At 55.0% G+C, this 15,191-nt stretch carries 15 protein-coding genes and 1 tRNA gene; 8 read left to right on the top strand and 8 right to left on the bottom strand.

The annotated features are described in order from the left end of the window. Window positions 1-50: 50 nt before the first annotated feature. Window positions 51-263 (top strand): DUF1127 domain-containing protein, encoded by a 213-nt coding sequence (locus tag ACIRQ6_RS04775; RefSeq protein ID WP_420862996.1) that lies wholly within the window; start codon window positions 51-53, stop codon window positions 261-263. Window positions 264-614: 351 nt separating this feature from the next. Here the strand turns inward: ACIRQ6_RS04775 and ACIRQ6_RS04770 are convergent, their stop codons facing one another. Continuing rightward, window positions 615-2,975 (bottom strand): ATP-dependent helicase, encoded by a 2,361-nt coding sequence (locus tag ACIRQ6_RS04770; RefSeq protein WP_420862995.1) that lies wholly within the window; start codon window positions 2,973-2,975, stop codon window positions 615-617. 104 nt (window positions 2,976-3,079) lie between these two features. Between ACIRQ6_RS04770 and ACIRQ6_RS04765 the strand changes: the two genes are divergently transcribed. From ACIRQ6_RS04765 to ACIRQ6_RS04750, 4 genes are all read left to right on the top strand, one after another. Next, on the top strand, window positions 3,080-4,210 hold the full coding sequence (locus ACIRQ6_RS04765) for an alpha-hydroxy acid oxidase (RefSeq protein WP_420862994.1): 1,131 nt from the start codon (window positions 3,080-3,082) through the stop codon (window positions 4,208-4,210). Window positions 4,211-4,307: 97 nt separating this feature from the next. After that, window positions 4,308-7,754, top strand: coding sequence for a pyruvate carboxylase (locus tag ACIRQ6_RS04760; RefSeq protein WP_420862993.1), 3,447 nt, complete (start codon window positions 4,308-4,310; stop codon window positions 7,752-7,754). 27 nt (window positions 7,755-7,781) lie between these two features. Beyond that, window positions 7,782-8,579, top strand: coding sequence for a metallophosphoesterase (locus ACIRQ6_RS04755; RefSeq protein WP_420862992.1), 798 nt, complete (start codon window positions 7,782-7,784; stop codon window positions 8,577-8,579). Window positions 8,580-8,591: 12 nt separating this feature from the next. Further along, on the top strand, window positions 8,592-8,978 hold the full coding sequence (locus ACIRQ6_RS04750; RefSeq protein ID WP_420862991.1) for an MAPEG family protein: 387 nt from the start codon (window positions 8,592-8,594) through the stop codon (window positions 8,976-8,978). On the opposite strand, the gene ACIRQ6_RS04745 is transcribed toward ACIRQ6_RS04750, so the two are convergent. Then, window positions 8,970-9,335, bottom strand: a complete 366-nt coding sequence (locus ACIRQ6_RS04745) for a hypothetical protein (RefSeq protein ID WP_420862990.1) — start codon at window positions 9,333-9,335, stop codon at window positions 8,970-8,972. The two genes, ACIRQ6_RS04750 and ACIRQ6_RS04745, sit on opposite strands and share 9 nt — an antisense overlap. A 114-nt stretch (window positions 9,336-9,449) precedes the next feature. Here ACIRQ6_RS04745 and ACIRQ6_RS04740 point away from each other — a divergent pair. Then, a tRNA-Gly gene (locus ACIRQ6_RS04740) sits at window positions 9,450-9,524 on the top strand. A 92-nt stretch (window positions 9,525-9,616) separates the two neighbouring features. On the opposite strand, the gene ACIRQ6_RS04735 is transcribed toward ACIRQ6_RS04740, so the two are convergent. The 5 genes from ACIRQ6_RS04735 to ACIRQ6_RS04715 all read right to left on the bottom strand — a co-directional run bounded on the left by ACIRQ6_RS04735 (window position 9,617) and on the right by ACIRQ6_RS04715 (window position 13,339). Then, window positions 9,617-10,537 (bottom strand): mechanosensitive ion channel family protein, encoded by a 921-nt coding sequence (locus tag ACIRQ6_RS04735; RefSeq protein WP_420863852.1) that lies wholly within the window; start codon window positions 10,535-10,537, stop codon window positions 9,617-9,619. A 33-nt stretch (window positions 10,538-10,570) separates the two neighbouring features. Next, the gene (locus ACIRQ6_RS04730; protein ID WP_420862989.1) at window positions 10,571-10,780 is read right to left on the bottom strand and encodes a hypothetical protein; all 210 of its coding nucleotides are present in this window, start codon (window positions 10,778-10,780) and stop codon (window positions 10,571-10,573) included. 106 nt (window positions 10,781-10,886) lie between these two features. Continuing rightward, window positions 10,887-11,852, bottom strand: coding sequence for a DNA topoisomerase IB (locus ACIRQ6_RS04725; protein WP_420862988.1), 966 nt, complete (start codon window positions 11,850-11,852; stop codon window positions 10,887-10,889). Further along, the gene (locus ACIRQ6_RS04720; protein WP_420862986.1) at window positions 11,849-12,061 is read right to left on the bottom strand and encodes a DUF2945 domain-containing protein; all 213 of its coding nucleotides are present in this window, start codon (window positions 12,059-12,061) and stop codon (window positions 11,849-11,851) included. Before ACIRQ6_RS04720 ends, ACIRQ6_RS04725 begins: the two co-directional genes overlap by 4 nt. A 57-nt stretch (window positions 12,062-12,118) precedes the next feature. Next, the gene (locus ACIRQ6_RS04715) at window positions 12,119-13,339 is read right to left on the bottom strand and encodes a DUF2254 domain-containing protein (protein WP_420862985.1); all 1,221 of its coding nucleotides are present in this window, start codon (window positions 13,337-13,339) and stop codon (window positions 12,119-12,121) included. 104 nt (window positions 13,340-13,443) lie between these two features. Here ACIRQ6_RS04715 and ACIRQ6_RS04710 point away from each other — a divergent pair, with 104 nt between their 5' ends. Further along, complete coding sequence (locus tag ACIRQ6_RS04710) at window positions 13,444-14,247, top strand: formate/nitrite transporter family protein (protein ID WP_420862984.1); 804 nt, start codon at window positions 13,444-13,446, stop codon at window positions 14,245-14,247. Between the two features lie 70 nt (window positions 14,248-14,317). Then, window positions 14,318-14,506 (top strand): PLDc N-terminal domain-containing protein, encoded by a 189-nt coding sequence (locus ACIRQ6_RS04705; RefSeq protein ID WP_420862983.1) that lies wholly within the window; start codon window positions 14,318-14,320, stop codon window positions 14,504-14,506. 166 nt (window positions 14,507-14,672) lie between these two features. Here the strand turns inward: ACIRQ6_RS04705 and ACIRQ6_RS04700 are convergent, their stop codons facing one another. Next, a complete protein-coding gene (locus ACIRQ6_RS04700) occupies window positions 14,673-14,849 on the bottom strand; it encodes a hypothetical protein (RefSeq protein WP_420862982.1) in 177 nt (58 codons plus the stop codon). Between the last annotated feature and the right edge of the window lie 342 nt (window positions 14,850-15,191).

The raw sequence follows: 15,191 nt of genomic DNA, 5'->3' as shown, positions 1-15,191 counted from the left end.
TCAACAGCGGGCAACATACTGTCGCTCGCATAACATAGGAGATACCGAAAATGGCTTATATCATTACAGCACAAACGAATGCTCCTACGGCATCCTGGCTGTCAGGCAAATTGCACACTGTTGCAGACCGGCTCGAGAAATATGCGCTCTACCGCAAGACACTCAATGAACTGTCGCAGCTGAGCAACCGCGAACTGGCAGATCTGGCCATCCATCGCAGCGCAATCCGTGGCTTGGCGTATCAGTCAGTCTACGGGGACTAAGTTTCGCCTTCGGGCACCACAGTTTGGCTGTTTCTCATCTCCTCCCTTTAGAGATGCAGCCAGAAGACGGGCAGTAGCCCATACGACATTCAGGCCTTTCTCCTCCCTTAAGGCCTGGAACATTGGCAAGGCCTCCATCTCCTCCCTTTTAGGAGGTCCTTGCCAAAGACTTTTGCGGGCTCTTCTCCTCCCTTAGAGCCTAGCATTCAAAGAAACGGCAACGTCATCCTCCTCCCGACGTTGCCGTTTTTTTGTGTCTTGAAGTCAGCATTCATGAAGGGCAGCACCTCTGCGCGGACTGCCTTCGCACCCTGCCTCATTCCAAAATTTCCAGGAAAAACCGTTGTGCCGCTAGAACGGCACGTCATCGGCCATATCCGCCGCCACTACGAATTTTGCGACCACTTTCTTACTGCCCGCCTTGTCAAACTCGATATCCAGCTTGTCACCCTCGATGCCCATGACAGTGCCGTAGCCAAATTTGCCGTGAAAGATCCGGTCCCCTGCAGTAAAACTAGAGGTCGCCGTCATATCGATGGTCATATTCTTGGCTTCAGCGGGCTGCGACATCCCGCGTTGACCACTGCGTGATTGTAACCGCTTCCAGCCCGGCGAGTTGTAGACATTGGCCGATGCGGCCTCTTCATGCAGGGTCGAACCGGTCATGCCCGCCGCCCCATATCCGCCGCCATAAAGGCCCGGCGGGGTCAGCACATCCACGTGATCCTCGGGCAACTCGTCGATAAACCGTGACGGCATCGCTGATTGCCACTGGCCGTAAACCCGCCGGTTGGCTGCAAAACTGATGGTGCAAATAGCCTCGGCCCGGGTGATACCCACATAGGCCAGCCGGCGTTCTTCCTCGAGGCCCTTCAGCCCGCTTTCATCCATACTGCGTTGGGACGGAAACAGGCCGTCCTCCCAACCGGGCAAGAACACTGCGGGAAATTCCAAACCCTTGGCCGCATGCAGCGTCATGATGCTGATTTTAGGTTCTTCGGCCTCGGATTCATTGTCCATAATCAGGCTGACGTGTTCCAAAAACCCTTGCAGGTTTTCGAACTGTTCCAACGCTTTGACCAGTTCCTTGAGGTTTTCCAGCCGCCCCGGCGCCTCGGGCGTTTTGTCGTTTTGCCAATGGGTGGTGTAGCCGCTGTCGTCCAAAATGATCTCAGCCGCTTCGATATGGCTGGTTTGGGGATCGCGGATCATAGCAGCCCAACGCGTCAGACCGTCGACCAATTTGGCCAGCTCAGCGCCACCTTTGCCGCCGATGCCTTTGGTCTCGACCACCAGTCGCGCGCCTTCCAGCAAAGACACACCGTTTGAGCGCGCCATTGTCTGGATTTTCTGCTGCGCCTTATCGCCAAGACCACGTTTGGGCGTGTTCACGATCCGCTCGAAAGCCAGATCATCTGTAGGCGACACGGCCAGCCGAAAATAGGCCATGGCATCGCGGATTTCCATGCGTTCATAAAAACGCGGACCTCCGATGACGCGGTACGGCAGGCCGATGGTCAGGAAACGATCCTCAAAGCTGCGCATTTGGTGCGAAGCCCGCACAAGGATCGCCATATCGTCCAGAGACATCGGATCAAGGCCACGGGTGCCCATCTGCATCGATTCAGCCTCTTCCCCGATCCAACGCGCTTCTTCCTCGCCATCCCAATGGCCGATCAAACGGACCTTTTCGCCGCCTTTCGCCTCGGTAAACAAAGTCTTGCCCAAACGCCCCGCGTTGGCGGCAATCACGCCAGAGGCCGCCCCAAGGATATGTTCGGTGCTGCGATAATTCTGTTCCAGCCGGACCACATGGGCCCCCGGAAAATCCTTTTCAAATCGCAGGATATTGCCCACTTCGGCACCACGCCACCCGTAGATCGATTGATCATCGTCGCCCACGCAGCAAATATTTTTGTGCCCACCGGCCAACAACCGCAGCCACATATATTGGGCCACGTTGGTATCTTGGTATTCGTCCACAAGGATGTATTTGAACCAGCGTTGATATTGCGCCAACACATCAGGATTTTTCTGAAAGATCGTCACAATATGCAGCAGAAGATCGCCAAAGTCGCAGGCGTTCAGCTCAAGCATGCGGCGTTGATATTGCGCATAAAGATCCACCGCTTTGCCATCAAAAGCGCTGCTGTCAGCCACGGGCACATTTTCCGGCGTCAGGGCACGGTTTTTCCAATTGTCGATGATCCCGGACAACATCCGCGCAGGCCAGCGTTTGTCATCGATATTCGCCGCGGCCAGCAATTGTTTGAGCAAACGGATTTGGTCGTCTGTGTCCAGAATGGTGAAGTTTGATTTCAGCCCCACCATCTCCGCATGCCTGCGCAGCAGCTTGACCCCGATGGCGTGGAACGTGCCCAGCCACGGCATGCCCTCCAACGGCATTTGCATCAGTTTGCTCACGCGGTTCTTCATTTCGCGTGCGGCTTTGTTGGTGAATGTCACTGCCAGTATTTCATTGGGTTGGGCCGTGCCTGAGACCAACAAATGCGCTATGCGCGTGGTCAGCGCCTTGGTCTTGCCCGTACCTGCGCCCGCCAGCATCAAAACCGGGCCATCCAGCTTTTCCACCGCTTCGCGTTGCGCGGGGTTCAGCCCGTCCAGATAGGGCATCGGCCGCGCGGCCATTGCGCGCTGTGATAAGGGGATCGAGGCCGCTTCAAAGGCGTCGTCTTCGGAATAACTGCTCATGGGTCAGATATTAGCGTGATCCAAGCCAAAGGAAAAGTGTTGTTCTTATTTCGTTCTCTATATTTGTCTGGACAGGCCAACCCATTGAAATCACATAAGGGGGTATGAGTTTACACAACAGCTATCCCGCCCTCAGCGATCTGCGTGCCCGCGCGAAACGTCGGATCCCACACTTTGTTTGGGAATATCTCGACAGCGCCACAGGCCACGAGGCTACCAAGGCGCGCAATCGTGCGATGCTGGACGAGATCCTGTTCACCCCGTCCATTTTGCATGGTGAGATCGAGCCGGATTTAAGCACCGAACTGCTGGGGCGGACGTACCAGATGCCCGTTGGCGTGGCCCCCGTGGGTATGTCGGGGCTGATCTGGCCCGGCGCGGAACAGATGCTGGCCCGCACCATGGCCCGCGAAAAGCTGCCCTACGGCCTGTCCACAGTGGCCAGCCAATTGCCAGAAGACGTGGGGCCCCATGCAGGGGATCAGGGGTGGTTTCAAATCTATCCGCCCCGTGATCCGGTTATTCGTGACGATATTCTCAGACGGGCCAAAGACAGCGGATTTCACACGTTGATTATGACACTGGACGTCCCGGCCCCCTCGCGGCGTGAACGACAAACGCGCGGTGGTTTGCAGCAACCGCCAAAGATCACCCCACGCTTGGCCCTTCAGGTGGCCACATGCCCCGAATGGCTTATGGGGATCCAGAAAACCGGCATGCCCCGGCTAAAATTGATGGAAAGCTATTCCAACCACAAAGGCAGCCTGCCCTCGAACAATCATATCGGCTATCTGTTGCGCACTTCGCCCGATTGGGACTATCTGGAGGCCATGCGCAAAGCTTGGGACGGGCCGCTGGTGGTCAAGGGCGTGCAAAACCCTGACGATGTGGCGCGGTTGGAAAGCTGTGGCGTCGATGCGATCTGGGTCAGCAACCACGCAGGACGCCAGTTTGACGGCGGTCCCGCGACCATAGAAGTGTTGGAGCCTGTCGCGGATCAGGCAAATGTCCCTGTGATTTTTGACAGCGGGGTTGAGGGCGGTTTGGATATCCTGCGCGCACTGGCCAAAGGTGCGGATTTTGTCATGATGGGCAGCGGCTTTCACTATGCTCTGGGCGCGTTGGGCGAACCGGGGGCTGCACATCTTTTGGACATTCTGCGCCAAGACATGATCAGCAACATGCAACAAATCGGGGCCAAAAACCTTTCCGATGTGAAACAACGATTGCGCTAACAGGTACTGTTAGCGGTAACAAATACCCACTACTACCGGTTTACATCCTGATTTTACGCTCTAAAAATGCCGCAACTGCAAAATGGGGGACTAAGGCATGGCCGAATTTCAGAAAATCCTGATCGCAAACCGGGGTGAAATTGCCATTCGCGTTATGCGCGCGGCGAATGAGATGGGCAAGAAAACCGTCGCTGTCTATGCCGAAGAAGACAAACTCGGCCTACACCGTTTTAAGGCCGATGAGGCCTACCGCATTGGCGAAGGCTTGGGCCCTGTTGCAGCCTATCTAAGTATCGAGGAAATCATTCGCGTCGCCAAAATGTCTGGCGCTGATGCGATTCATCCCGGTTATGGACTGCTGTCGGAAAATCCTGAGTTCGTGGATGCGTGTACCGATGCCGGCATCACCTTTATCGGCCCCAAGGCCGAAACTATGCGCAAACTGGGCGACAAGGCCAGCGCGCGCCGCGTCGCCATGGAGGCTGACGTGCCGGTCATCCCCGCCACAGAAGTCCTAGGCGACGATATGGCGGTGATCAAAAAGCAAGCCGCAGAAGTAGGCTATCCGTTTATGCTTAAGGCCTCGTGGGGCGGCGGTGGGCGCGGCATGCGTCCTATTTTTTCCGAAGACGAACTGGAGGAAAAGGTCCTCGAAGGGCGTCGCGAAGCCGAAGCCGCCTTTGGCAATGGCGAAGGCTATCTTGAGAAAATGATCCAGCGTGCCCGCCACGTGGAGGTTCAGATCCTTGGCGACAAAGAAGGCGAGATTTACCACCTGTACGAGCGCGATTGTTCCGTGCAACGCCGCAACCAAAAAGTTGTGGAACGCGCCCCTGCCCCCTATCTGTCCAGCACCCAACGTGAACAGATTTGTAATCTGGGCAAGAAAATCTGCCAGCACGTGAACTACGAATGTGCTGGGACTGTTGAATTCCTTATGGATATGGACAGCGGTGAATTTTACTTCATCGAAGTAAACCCCCGCGTCCAGGTTGAACACACGGTGACCGAAGAAGTCACCGGCATCGACATTGTGCGCGCTCAGATCCTGATTGCCGAGGGTAAATCATTGGTCAAAGCCACTGGTGTTGCCAGCCAGTATGACGTGCAATTGCGCGGCCATGCCATGCAGTGCCGCGTGACCACTGAGGATCCGCAGAACAACTTTATCCCTGATTATGGCCGTATCACTGCCTATCGTGGCGCCACTGGTATGGGCATCCGTTTGGATGGCGGCACCGCCTATTCTGGCGCTGTGATCACGCGATATTACGACAGCTTGCTTGAAAAAGTCACCGCTTGGGCGCCAACACCTGAGGCTGCAATTGCCCGCATGGACCGCGCTCTGCGCGAATTTCGAATCCGTGGTGTCAGCACCAACATTGCCTTTGTGGAAAACCTGCTCAAGCATCCCACGTTTTTGAATAATGAATACACCACGACGTTCATCGATAAGACGCCAGATCTGTTCAATTTTGAAAAGCGCCGGGACCGGGCGACCAAGATCCTGACCTATATTGCGGATATCTCGGTCAACGGGCATCCCGAGACGACGGATCGTCCACGGCCTGCGGCAGACCTCAAACAACCGCGTCCACCGGTAGTGCATGTCGAAAAACCGCAGCAGGGCACCCGCAACATTTTGGACGAATTCGGTCCGCAAGCCGTGGCCGATTGGATGTCCCAGCAACAACAGTTGTTGATCACAGACACCACGATGCGCGACGGGCACCAGTCATTGCTGGCCACGCGCATGCGCTCGCTGGATATGATCAAAGCAGCCCCAAGTTATGCCGCCAAGATGCCACAACTGTTTTCGGTTGAGTGCTGGGGTGGGGCAACATTTGATGTGGCTTACCGGTTCTTGCAAGAATGTCCGTGGCAACGCTTGCGCGACATTCGCGAGCATATGCCAAACATCATGACGCAAATGCTGCTGCGCGCCTCCAACGGCGTGGGATACACGAACTACCCTGACAATGTGGTGCAGGCCTTTGTGAAACAAGCCGCCGAAACGGGCGTCGATGTGTTTCGCGTCTTCGACAGCCTCAACTGGGTGGAAAACATGCGCGTCGCCATGGACGCGGTGGTTGAAGCGAACAAAGTCTGCGAAGGGACTATTTGCTACACGGGCGATTTGCTGAACCCCGAGCGCGACAAATATAACCTCAAATACTACGTCCAGATGGGCAAGGATCTAAAGGCTGCTGGCGCCCATGTGTTGGGCCTCAAGGACATGGCGGGTCTGATGAAACCATCCTCTGCAACAATCCTTGTAAAGGCGTTGAAAGACGAGGTCGGCCTGCCGATCCACTTCCACACCCATGACACATCCGGTGCTGCCATTGCCACGGTTCTGGCCGCCTCAGCGGCTGGTGTGGATGTGGTTGATGCCGCGATGGACAGCTTTTCAGGCAACACCTCGCAACCCACACTGGGCTCGATCGTGGAAACCCTGCGCCACACAGACCGCGACACGGGACTGGATGTGGGCGCTATTCGCGAGATCAGCAACTATTTCGAACAGGTCCGCGCACAATATCTGGCGTTTGAAACCGGTCTTCAGGCCCCTGCCTCGGAAGTCTACCTGCACGAGATGCCCGGCGGCCAGTTCACCAACCTAAAAGCCCAGGCACGCTCGATGGGTTTAGAAGACCGTTGGCACGAAGTGGCCCAGACCTATGCGGATGTGAACCACATGTTCGGCGATATTGTCAAAGTGACGCCATCGTCCAAAGTTGTGGGCGACATGGCGCTGATGATGGTGGCGCAAAACCTGACCCGCGAAGATGTGGAAGGGAAAGACACCGAGGTATCCTTCCCCGACAGCGTGATCGACATGATGCGCGGCAATCTAGGGCAGCCTCCCGGCGGATGGCCCAAAGCGATCCAGAAAAAGATCCTCAAAGGCGAAAAACCATCGACCAAGCGTCCAGGCGAACTGCTGGAATCTGTAGACCTTGAGGCGATCCGCGCTGAACTGTCCGACCAATTTGATGGGGCTGAAATAGACGATGAAGATCTGAACGGCTATCTGATGTATCCCAAAGTCTTTACCGATTACAAAAGTCGCCACGACATCTACGGTCCCGTGCGCACCCTGCCCACATCGACCTTCTTTTATGGCATGGAATCCGGTCAGGAAATCACTGCCGAGATTGATCCGGGCAAAACCCTTGAGATCCGCATGCAGGCTATGGGCGAGACCAATGAAGAAGGCGACGTAAAGGTCTTTTTTGAGTTGAACGGCCAGCCGCGCGTGATCCGGGTGCCCAACCGCTTGGTCAAATCCCAAACCGCCCAGCGCCCCAAGGCCGAGGACGGCAATGCCAATCACCTTGGCGCGCCTATGCCCGGTGTTGTGGCCTCGGTTGCAGTGACGGCGGGCCAAGAGGTCAAGGAAGGCGATCTGTTGCTGACCATCGAGGCAATGAAGATGGAAACCGGGATCCATGCCGAACGGGACGCCGTGATCAAAGCGGTCCATGTCACAGCAGGTGGCCAGATCGATGCCAAGGATCTGTTGGTCGAACTAGACGGCTAGGCTGATTGCATGCCACAGGGGATGTCGATGGACAAAATTCTGGTTTTCACCGACATCCACATCACCAAGCCGGGTCAAACGATCATCGGACTTGATCCTGCGGCGCGTTTTGCCCAAGGGCTGGCCCATGCTCTGCACCATCATGCCGATGCTAAGGCGATCATAATCACTGGCGATCTGACCCATTATGGCAGCCGCACAGAGTATCGTCGCCTGAAAGACATTCTGGCAGATTGCCCCCTGCCCGTGCATTTGATGTTGGGCAACCACGACCGCCGCGCAGGCTTTCACGAAGTATTTGGCGGCCCTGAGGGATTTGTTCAGTTTCGTCTGGATTTCGGCGAACACACCTTGCTGTGCCTTGATACCAAAGACGACGACGCACCGGATCATCACAGTGGATACCTGTGTGCCACGCGGCTGACCTGGCTGGATCAGCAGATTAAAGAGGCCAAAGGCCGCATCGTCACAGTTTTGTGCCATCATCCGCCCCATGACGTAGGCTTTCCGGGCATGGATTCGATCAAGATCCGCAATGGCCGCGCGTTGTTGGCACGGGGCAACGGCTTTGATCAGCTGATCTGTGGCCATGTGCATCGCACAATCATGGGTCATATCGACGGACTGTCCTTTGCCATGCTCAAAAGCCCCTGCCATCAGGCCCCACTAGACTTTGACGACACCGAAACCGCCAGCAGCATCGACGAACCCGGGGCCTATGGCGTGCTATGCTTGATGCCAAAAGGCGTGGTGGTGCATACAGAAGACTTCACTTTGCCAGACCAAGCGACCATTCTGGACGGGGCCTCGGGGACATCATCATAAGGACGAACAACCATGCTTGAAATCACAGCGCTTTACGCCGCACTGCTGACTTTCATCCTGCTCTGGCTCGCGGCCCGTGTGATCATCTATCGCCGCAAGAACCGCATATCTTTGGGGGACAATGGCAACAACAGCCTTCTCAAGCGCATGCGCGCCCATTCAAACTTTGTCGAATATGCGCCTTTTGGAGTAGTACTGCTGGCATTGGTCGAACTACAGGGCAGCCCTGCGTTTGTCGTGCATGGTTTGGGTCTGATGCTGCTTGTTGGGCGGGGCCTGCACGCCTATGGATTTTCCGCCAGCCCACCGAGCATGCGCCTGCGTGTGGGTGGTACGTTGTTGACGCTGACCATGCTGCTGCTCAGTGCGATCGGACTGTTGGCCCATAGTCTATTTTGAGAGCTGCACGAGGGTCGTGTTGATCCCATCAAGACCGTAGTCCAGCACCAGACTGAACACTTGCGGAATATCGCGGTAAAACTGCATCTGCACATCGACGGTTGTCGCACCACTGGCGGCAACTTTTGGAGCGGGGTAAAGCGTCTGACGCACAGTCCCCTCGGCCGAAACCGCCTGCAACGCCACTGGCGCATTCCCAAGGTTTTCGATTTTCAACGACACCGTGACAATTTTGCCTGTGCGCTGTGCAAGCTTGACGTCCTGCAAAACAAATGGCGCATTGTGCAGCCCATCAGCAAGCGCTGCTCCGATCATCAGCCAAATCCACACCAACGCCGCTGTTCCGCATTTGAGCATGTCATTGCCCTTCTCATTCAACACCCCGTCCCGGCATTATCTTTTTTTGCCCAAGCATGCAATTTTCACTTGCAGGCACTGTCAGGATTTCCTACATCCTGCGCACCTAAGGAAGCGGGCGTAGCTCAGGGGTAGAGCATAACCTTGCCAAGGTTAGGGTCGGGCGTTCGAATCGCCTCGCCCGCTCCAATAGGACCACTGATACCTCAGGTGGTAAACGATAGGGTCGCCCTCGGGCGGCCCTTCGTCGTTTGGCCGGGCGGCCAGATCGGAACCCGGCCTTAGTTTGTCACCGCGCGCGCGATGCGCGTCTCTTGGCCTTCTACGGTTTTGGGCGTCGCGTTTTCGTGGACCAAGGTGCGCGTCGGAAATGGGATATCGATGTTCGCCTCATCCAACGCCTCTTTGACCTTACGCTTCATATCAGCTTGATACTGAAAATAGTCAGCGCTATCGCACCAGACACGTACCAAAAAATCGACGCTACTGCTGTTGAGGGTGTTGACCTGAATAAAGGGTTCAGGATCACTGTGCGACCGCGCGTCGGCCATAATCGCATCGCGGATCACGGCCTCTGCATCACCCAGGTTCACGCCATATCCCACCCCAAAAGTCCACTCAGCCCGTCTTTTGGAGTATTCAGAGTAGTTTTTGATCGTATTCCCCCAAACCTCGGAATTGGGAACGATCACTTTAACATTGGTCAGGTTAGCAAGCTCAGTATAATTCAGGGTGATGTCTTTGACGGTCCCAATGGTATCGTTGATCTCGACAAAATCACCCAGTTTGAGCGGACGAAACAGGATAATCATAATCCCGGCCGCAAGGTTCGACAGGGTTCCTTGCAAAGCAAGACCTACAGCCAAACCCGCCGCACCAATCACAGCGATGACCGATGTGGTCTGGACGCCGAAGGTATTCAGGACAAACAACCCAGTAAACGCCAGAACCACATATCGCGCAATGTTGCCCAGAAAGCCGAACAGGGTGTTGTCCAAGCTTTGGTGGCTTTCGCCGATCTTATGAATCCGGCGGCTGACAAAGCCTGCAATCACAAACCCAACTACAATGATCAAAATCGCGGCCAGCGTATTGCCGACCAGCGCGATCAACGCATCCAGTGTCAGGTAGTCCGCAAAGGACTTGCCACCGTAAATCTCTGTTGTCATGAGGTTCTCACCCCAAGCGATAATTGTATCCATCATTTTGGTCCTGTCATTCGAATTGGGTGCGTTTCAGCCGTGGAAAAATTGCGCCGGAATGATGTGGCACAGGTTTTGCGTCCGGGCCGCCATCAAGGTGCTTGCACGCTTGGGGCACATATCTATGGGTCCGTCCACAGCGCGCGGGTAGCGGTTTATCTGGCCTTGGCACATAGCCTCAACGAACGCCTCATAGACACCACGCGGCGCGCCATAGCGGGTGTTCGTAACCTTGTGTGTCATGGGCTTACTCCTGCTTGCTGCAAGACAAACACGCGTGACGTGGAAAAGTTCCCAATTGGCAAGGCTCTGCGCCCAAACAGGCCTCGCGCCTGTCCCCCTGTCAGGGTCAAAGCGTTTGCAAAAACTCCAGCAGGTTTTGTTCTGCCACGCGCAATCCATCCGTGCTTGCCGGGTCACAGGACGGAGGCGCACAATCTGCCAAATCAATGATTGCCGGATGAATATAACTGTTGCGCGCAATCGTCTGTGTATTGTGCAGGCGCTCGGCGGCGGCAGTGGCCATCTCCGAGATTGAGGCAGGCCCTTTGCAGGCAACCTCGAACGCAGCGCAGCTGCCGATCCACGTACGAAAGGTTTTAGCGCTCACGTCCTCCAGTCCAATAGCTTCGGCGATGTAGGCGTTCAGCCCGCTGGACGTCAGCGTTTGAGACGCCCCAGAAGGATCAACCCACGTCAGAATAGTCCGACCCGGCACGTCGGTTATGTCCTGCAAAATACTGGCTAATTTGGCGTCTTTCATCCTGTGTTGGACCTGCTGGCCACCTTTGGCGTCATAGCGGAACTTGATCCGGCTACCATCGATTTTGACATGATGATCGCGCAAAGTAAGCGCGCCATAACTGCCGTTTTCCACCCGATATTCAGGGCTGCCAAGGCGGATGGCGGTTTTATCAATTAATGTCACAGCCGCAGCCAGTGCAAAGTTCCGCGACCCTGCATCCGATCCAAGATCGCGCGAGAGCCTGCGCCGCAACCTTGGCAAACGTTTACCAAACGGTACAAGTGCCTCAAATTTTGCGTCCGATTGGGCCGCTGTCCAAGCTGGGTGATAAATGTATTGCTTGCGCCCCTTGGCGTCGCGCCCCGTGGCCAGCAAATGTCCCGACGGATCAGGGCAATACCACACGTCCGTGTAGGCAGGCGGTACGGCCAGTGATTTCAGCCGCGCACGAATATTTGCGTCACGCAAAATGGCACCGTCTTGGCCGATGTATGTAAAACCGCGCCCGCAGCGCCGCCTCCTAAACCCAGGCTTGGTATCCGGAAAATAGATCAGGTCGTCTGCACTCACGCGCGGCGCACTTCCGAGGCCAGCTTGAGCACTGCGCTGCCATCACTTTGTTCGATCTCGAGGGCTGGATCATCCTTTGATCCATGGCGCGTAACTTCAGTTCCCTTAAGGGTGCGCGTGACCGAGGACGCATGGGTTTTACGCACTTCGCCCTTGGCCGTACCTTGGCCCCATTCCCATTCGACGCTATCGCCTGACTGGTAACTCATCTGTCCATTCCTTTGCGCTGTGTTGCAAAGAAAACGTGCCAGCCTGCGCTTGGTTCCCTAACTGTCTGTTTTCAGCTTTTCGATTTCGGTGCGAATAACCTGTTGATCCTCTGGCCGCACCACTTCGGCCAAGTTGTCCAGCAGGGAAAGCGTGTGTCGCAACACCAGCGCATCAGGTTTGATATATTGGCGGCACAGCGGGAAACTTGCCTCAAAGAGCCGGGGAAAAGTCAGCGCAGAAAACGCGATCCGTGGCAGCGATTTATCCTCCAGCCCATCTTTATAGGTGCTGGCTACGGTCAAAGCCGCTGCCAAGCGGTTTAAACAATCCTGAGCCGTGTAAGGGTCATTGACCCCGGGCGAGAGGGCGCGTGCAATCATTTCTACCAGTTGTTCTGCTAAAAATGTCGGGTTCTGGTTTTCGGTCCTGCTGACGCCAATCGCATAGCATTCAGCGATAGGGTTTTCATCAATGATTTCGTCGGGCGCATTCGTCCACACCTTAAAAACGACCGACTGTTCTGTCACAAATGCACCGATAGGCGTGGCAAGAACGAGGAACCAATCCTTGTCATCCGCCAACGTGTTGAGTTGTGAATAATTCACCGTTTGGATGTAGCCTGATTTGTTAGCAGTCACGACTACATCGGGCGCGCGATCAGGCGGGTCCTGAATTGTTTCGGTCGGGGCTTGGTTGTCGATAAGCTCGCGCACCTGTCGTTCCAACGCAGCCCCTATGGAGGCCGAAATGCGTGAGACATTAATCGTCTCGGGCACATGATGGACAAAATAAATCAAAGTAAACACACACAACAGCGTCAGCCCCAACGCCAACAAAAGCGAGTAATGCGGCACAAATTGCGACGCACCACCGTCAAAGTCGTCTTGCACCGTTCGCAACACAACCAAGGCATAAACAAAGGTCGCAATCAGGATGCCAAGGCTCCACTGATTGCCACGATCACGCATAAAATTGCCAATCAGGCGCGGTCCAAAATTTCCTGACGCAAAGGATACCGCAACAAGGGTCATCGAGAACATCACCCCGGTTACACCTATGATTGACTGGGCAATGACCGCAAGCAAAGCCCGCGCACCGTCGGCCTGAGTGTCCAACCAACTGGTTGGCAAGCTAATGGGAAAAACCGAAGGCCTTCGGTCGATCCATATCATCGCACTTGCCAGGACAACGCCTAACAAAACCAGCAATGACGGCAGAAACCAATAACTGGCGCGCACGTCTTGCAACAGCTTGAACAGAAATGCCCGTTTTCCCATGACTTTACTCCCGCGGCGCGGTCTTGCGCTTAAATGACCCAACGCAGAGGGAACCAAAAGCGTTCCTCATTTGTTGGGGTAGTGACCTTATAAGGAAAAAGATCATGCCAACCGACCCCGCCTTGGACCACGTGATGGACGACACCGAGAAACTGTCCTCCAAACATATTTTCGAAGTCATTCGCCACGACGGCCAAGAAGAACTCGACCGACCGAAGGCATCCTTGTTCTGGTCTGGCATTGCCGCTGGCATGATGATTTCATTGTCAGTGCTGGGCGAGTCGATCTTTCGAACGTATCTGCCCGACACACCTTGGCGCCATTTGCTGGAAAATCTGGGCTATAGCCTTGGCTTTATTGTTGTGATTCTGGGCAGCATGCAGCTGTTTACCGAAAACACCATAACCACTGTCCTTCCTTTGATGCGCCAGCCCACAGCATCCATGCTTACACAAGTTGCCCTGCTTTGGGGCATTGTGCTGTTTGCGAATGTCATCGGTGCGTTTGTCGCGGCATCAGCCTTTGCATACGGCTCTTTTATCCCCTCCGAATTGATACCAGCCATCACACAACTGTCCGAACATGCGACGGGGTTTACGGCCAGCGAAGCATTCCAACGTGCGATCCCTGCGGGTATTCTTGTGGCTGCGATTGTCTGGATGTTGCCCCAGTCCGAGGGATTTGGGCTGTTTGTCATAATGATCTTTACATGGTTGATCGCCGCAGGTGATTTCACACACATCGTTGCAGGCAGCGTCGAGACGGCATTTTTGTTGATCCAAGGCGATTTGCCCCTTTATACAGCCGTGTTTAACTTTTTTATTCCCGTACTGGCCGGCAACATTCTTGGCGGCACAGCGATCTTTGCGCTGATGGCTTTTGGTCAGGTGCGTCGCGAACTTCCGTAAAAAACTATGGAACCAAAATGCAGTCTGAACCGTTGGATACCCAGAGACATAACAACGTAGGAGACGGAACATGGAATATGCTGGTTTTGGCGGAATAATTGTATTGGCCCTGAACATCTGGGCGATCATCTCGATCTTTGGGTCGGGCGCATCAACAGGCGGCAAAGTCCTGTGGACACTCCTCGTTCTGGTACTGCCGGTGCTTGGATTTATCATCTGGTTCTTTGCAGGACCGCGCAGCGCAGCCGCGACTGCTTAGAGCACATCAAAAGGGCGCACCGTTTCGACGATGCGCCCTTTCTACATTCAAAATCGACGGTATTGGCCTGAGATGCCCGCCCAGCGCAACCGCTGAAACATCCCTCAAATATCATTAAACACCGTCAAAAGAAAAAAGCGCGCTGTGGAAAGCGCGCTTTTTTAAGTTATTCCGAAAAATAGGCCGCAGGGCTTTGCGAGCCTGGGTTATCTGCTTGATACGCTGTCCAGGCAATAAACCCGATAAACAAGACCGCAGCCCATGTAACAGCGAATGCGATCCCAATAAGTGGGCCACTGTGATTTTTCGCCTGCTTGTCGAGATCAGTGTTTGAAGCTGACATTGGTGTCTCCTTTTCTTTTCAGTCCTAATCCAACGCCTATCGGGCCAAAGGGTTCCAATCTGCAGAACCAAAAGGTGATGTCAGGGTTGATCGCACAAGGAGCGTTTTGATGCGATCTGCTGTCAACGCACTATGCCTCAGCGGTTGAGCCATCGGGTACAAAACCGAAGCCCGAAAATGATGGAATGCCCCTGCCCTCGCAAATAGATGCGCTGCTACACACACCTCAATGTGCCGCTCGGTTTTTGATTTTCGCAGGCGCCCTCTATTTCATTTTGCTCGCACGAAACGCCCTTAATAATTGGGTGAGCGTAACAATCGCGCCCAGAGGCGAACACAACT

Origin of the sequence: Algirhabdus cladophorae, assembly GCF_044772865.1 — a bacterium.
GTDB classification, from domain to species: domain Bacteria; phylum Pseudomonadota; class Alphaproteobacteria; order Rhodobacterales; family Rhodobacteraceae; genus Algirhabdus; species Algirhabdus cladophorae.
Note: the sequence above shows the minus strand (reverse complement) of the source record. Positions and strands in the feature narration are given on the sequence as shown.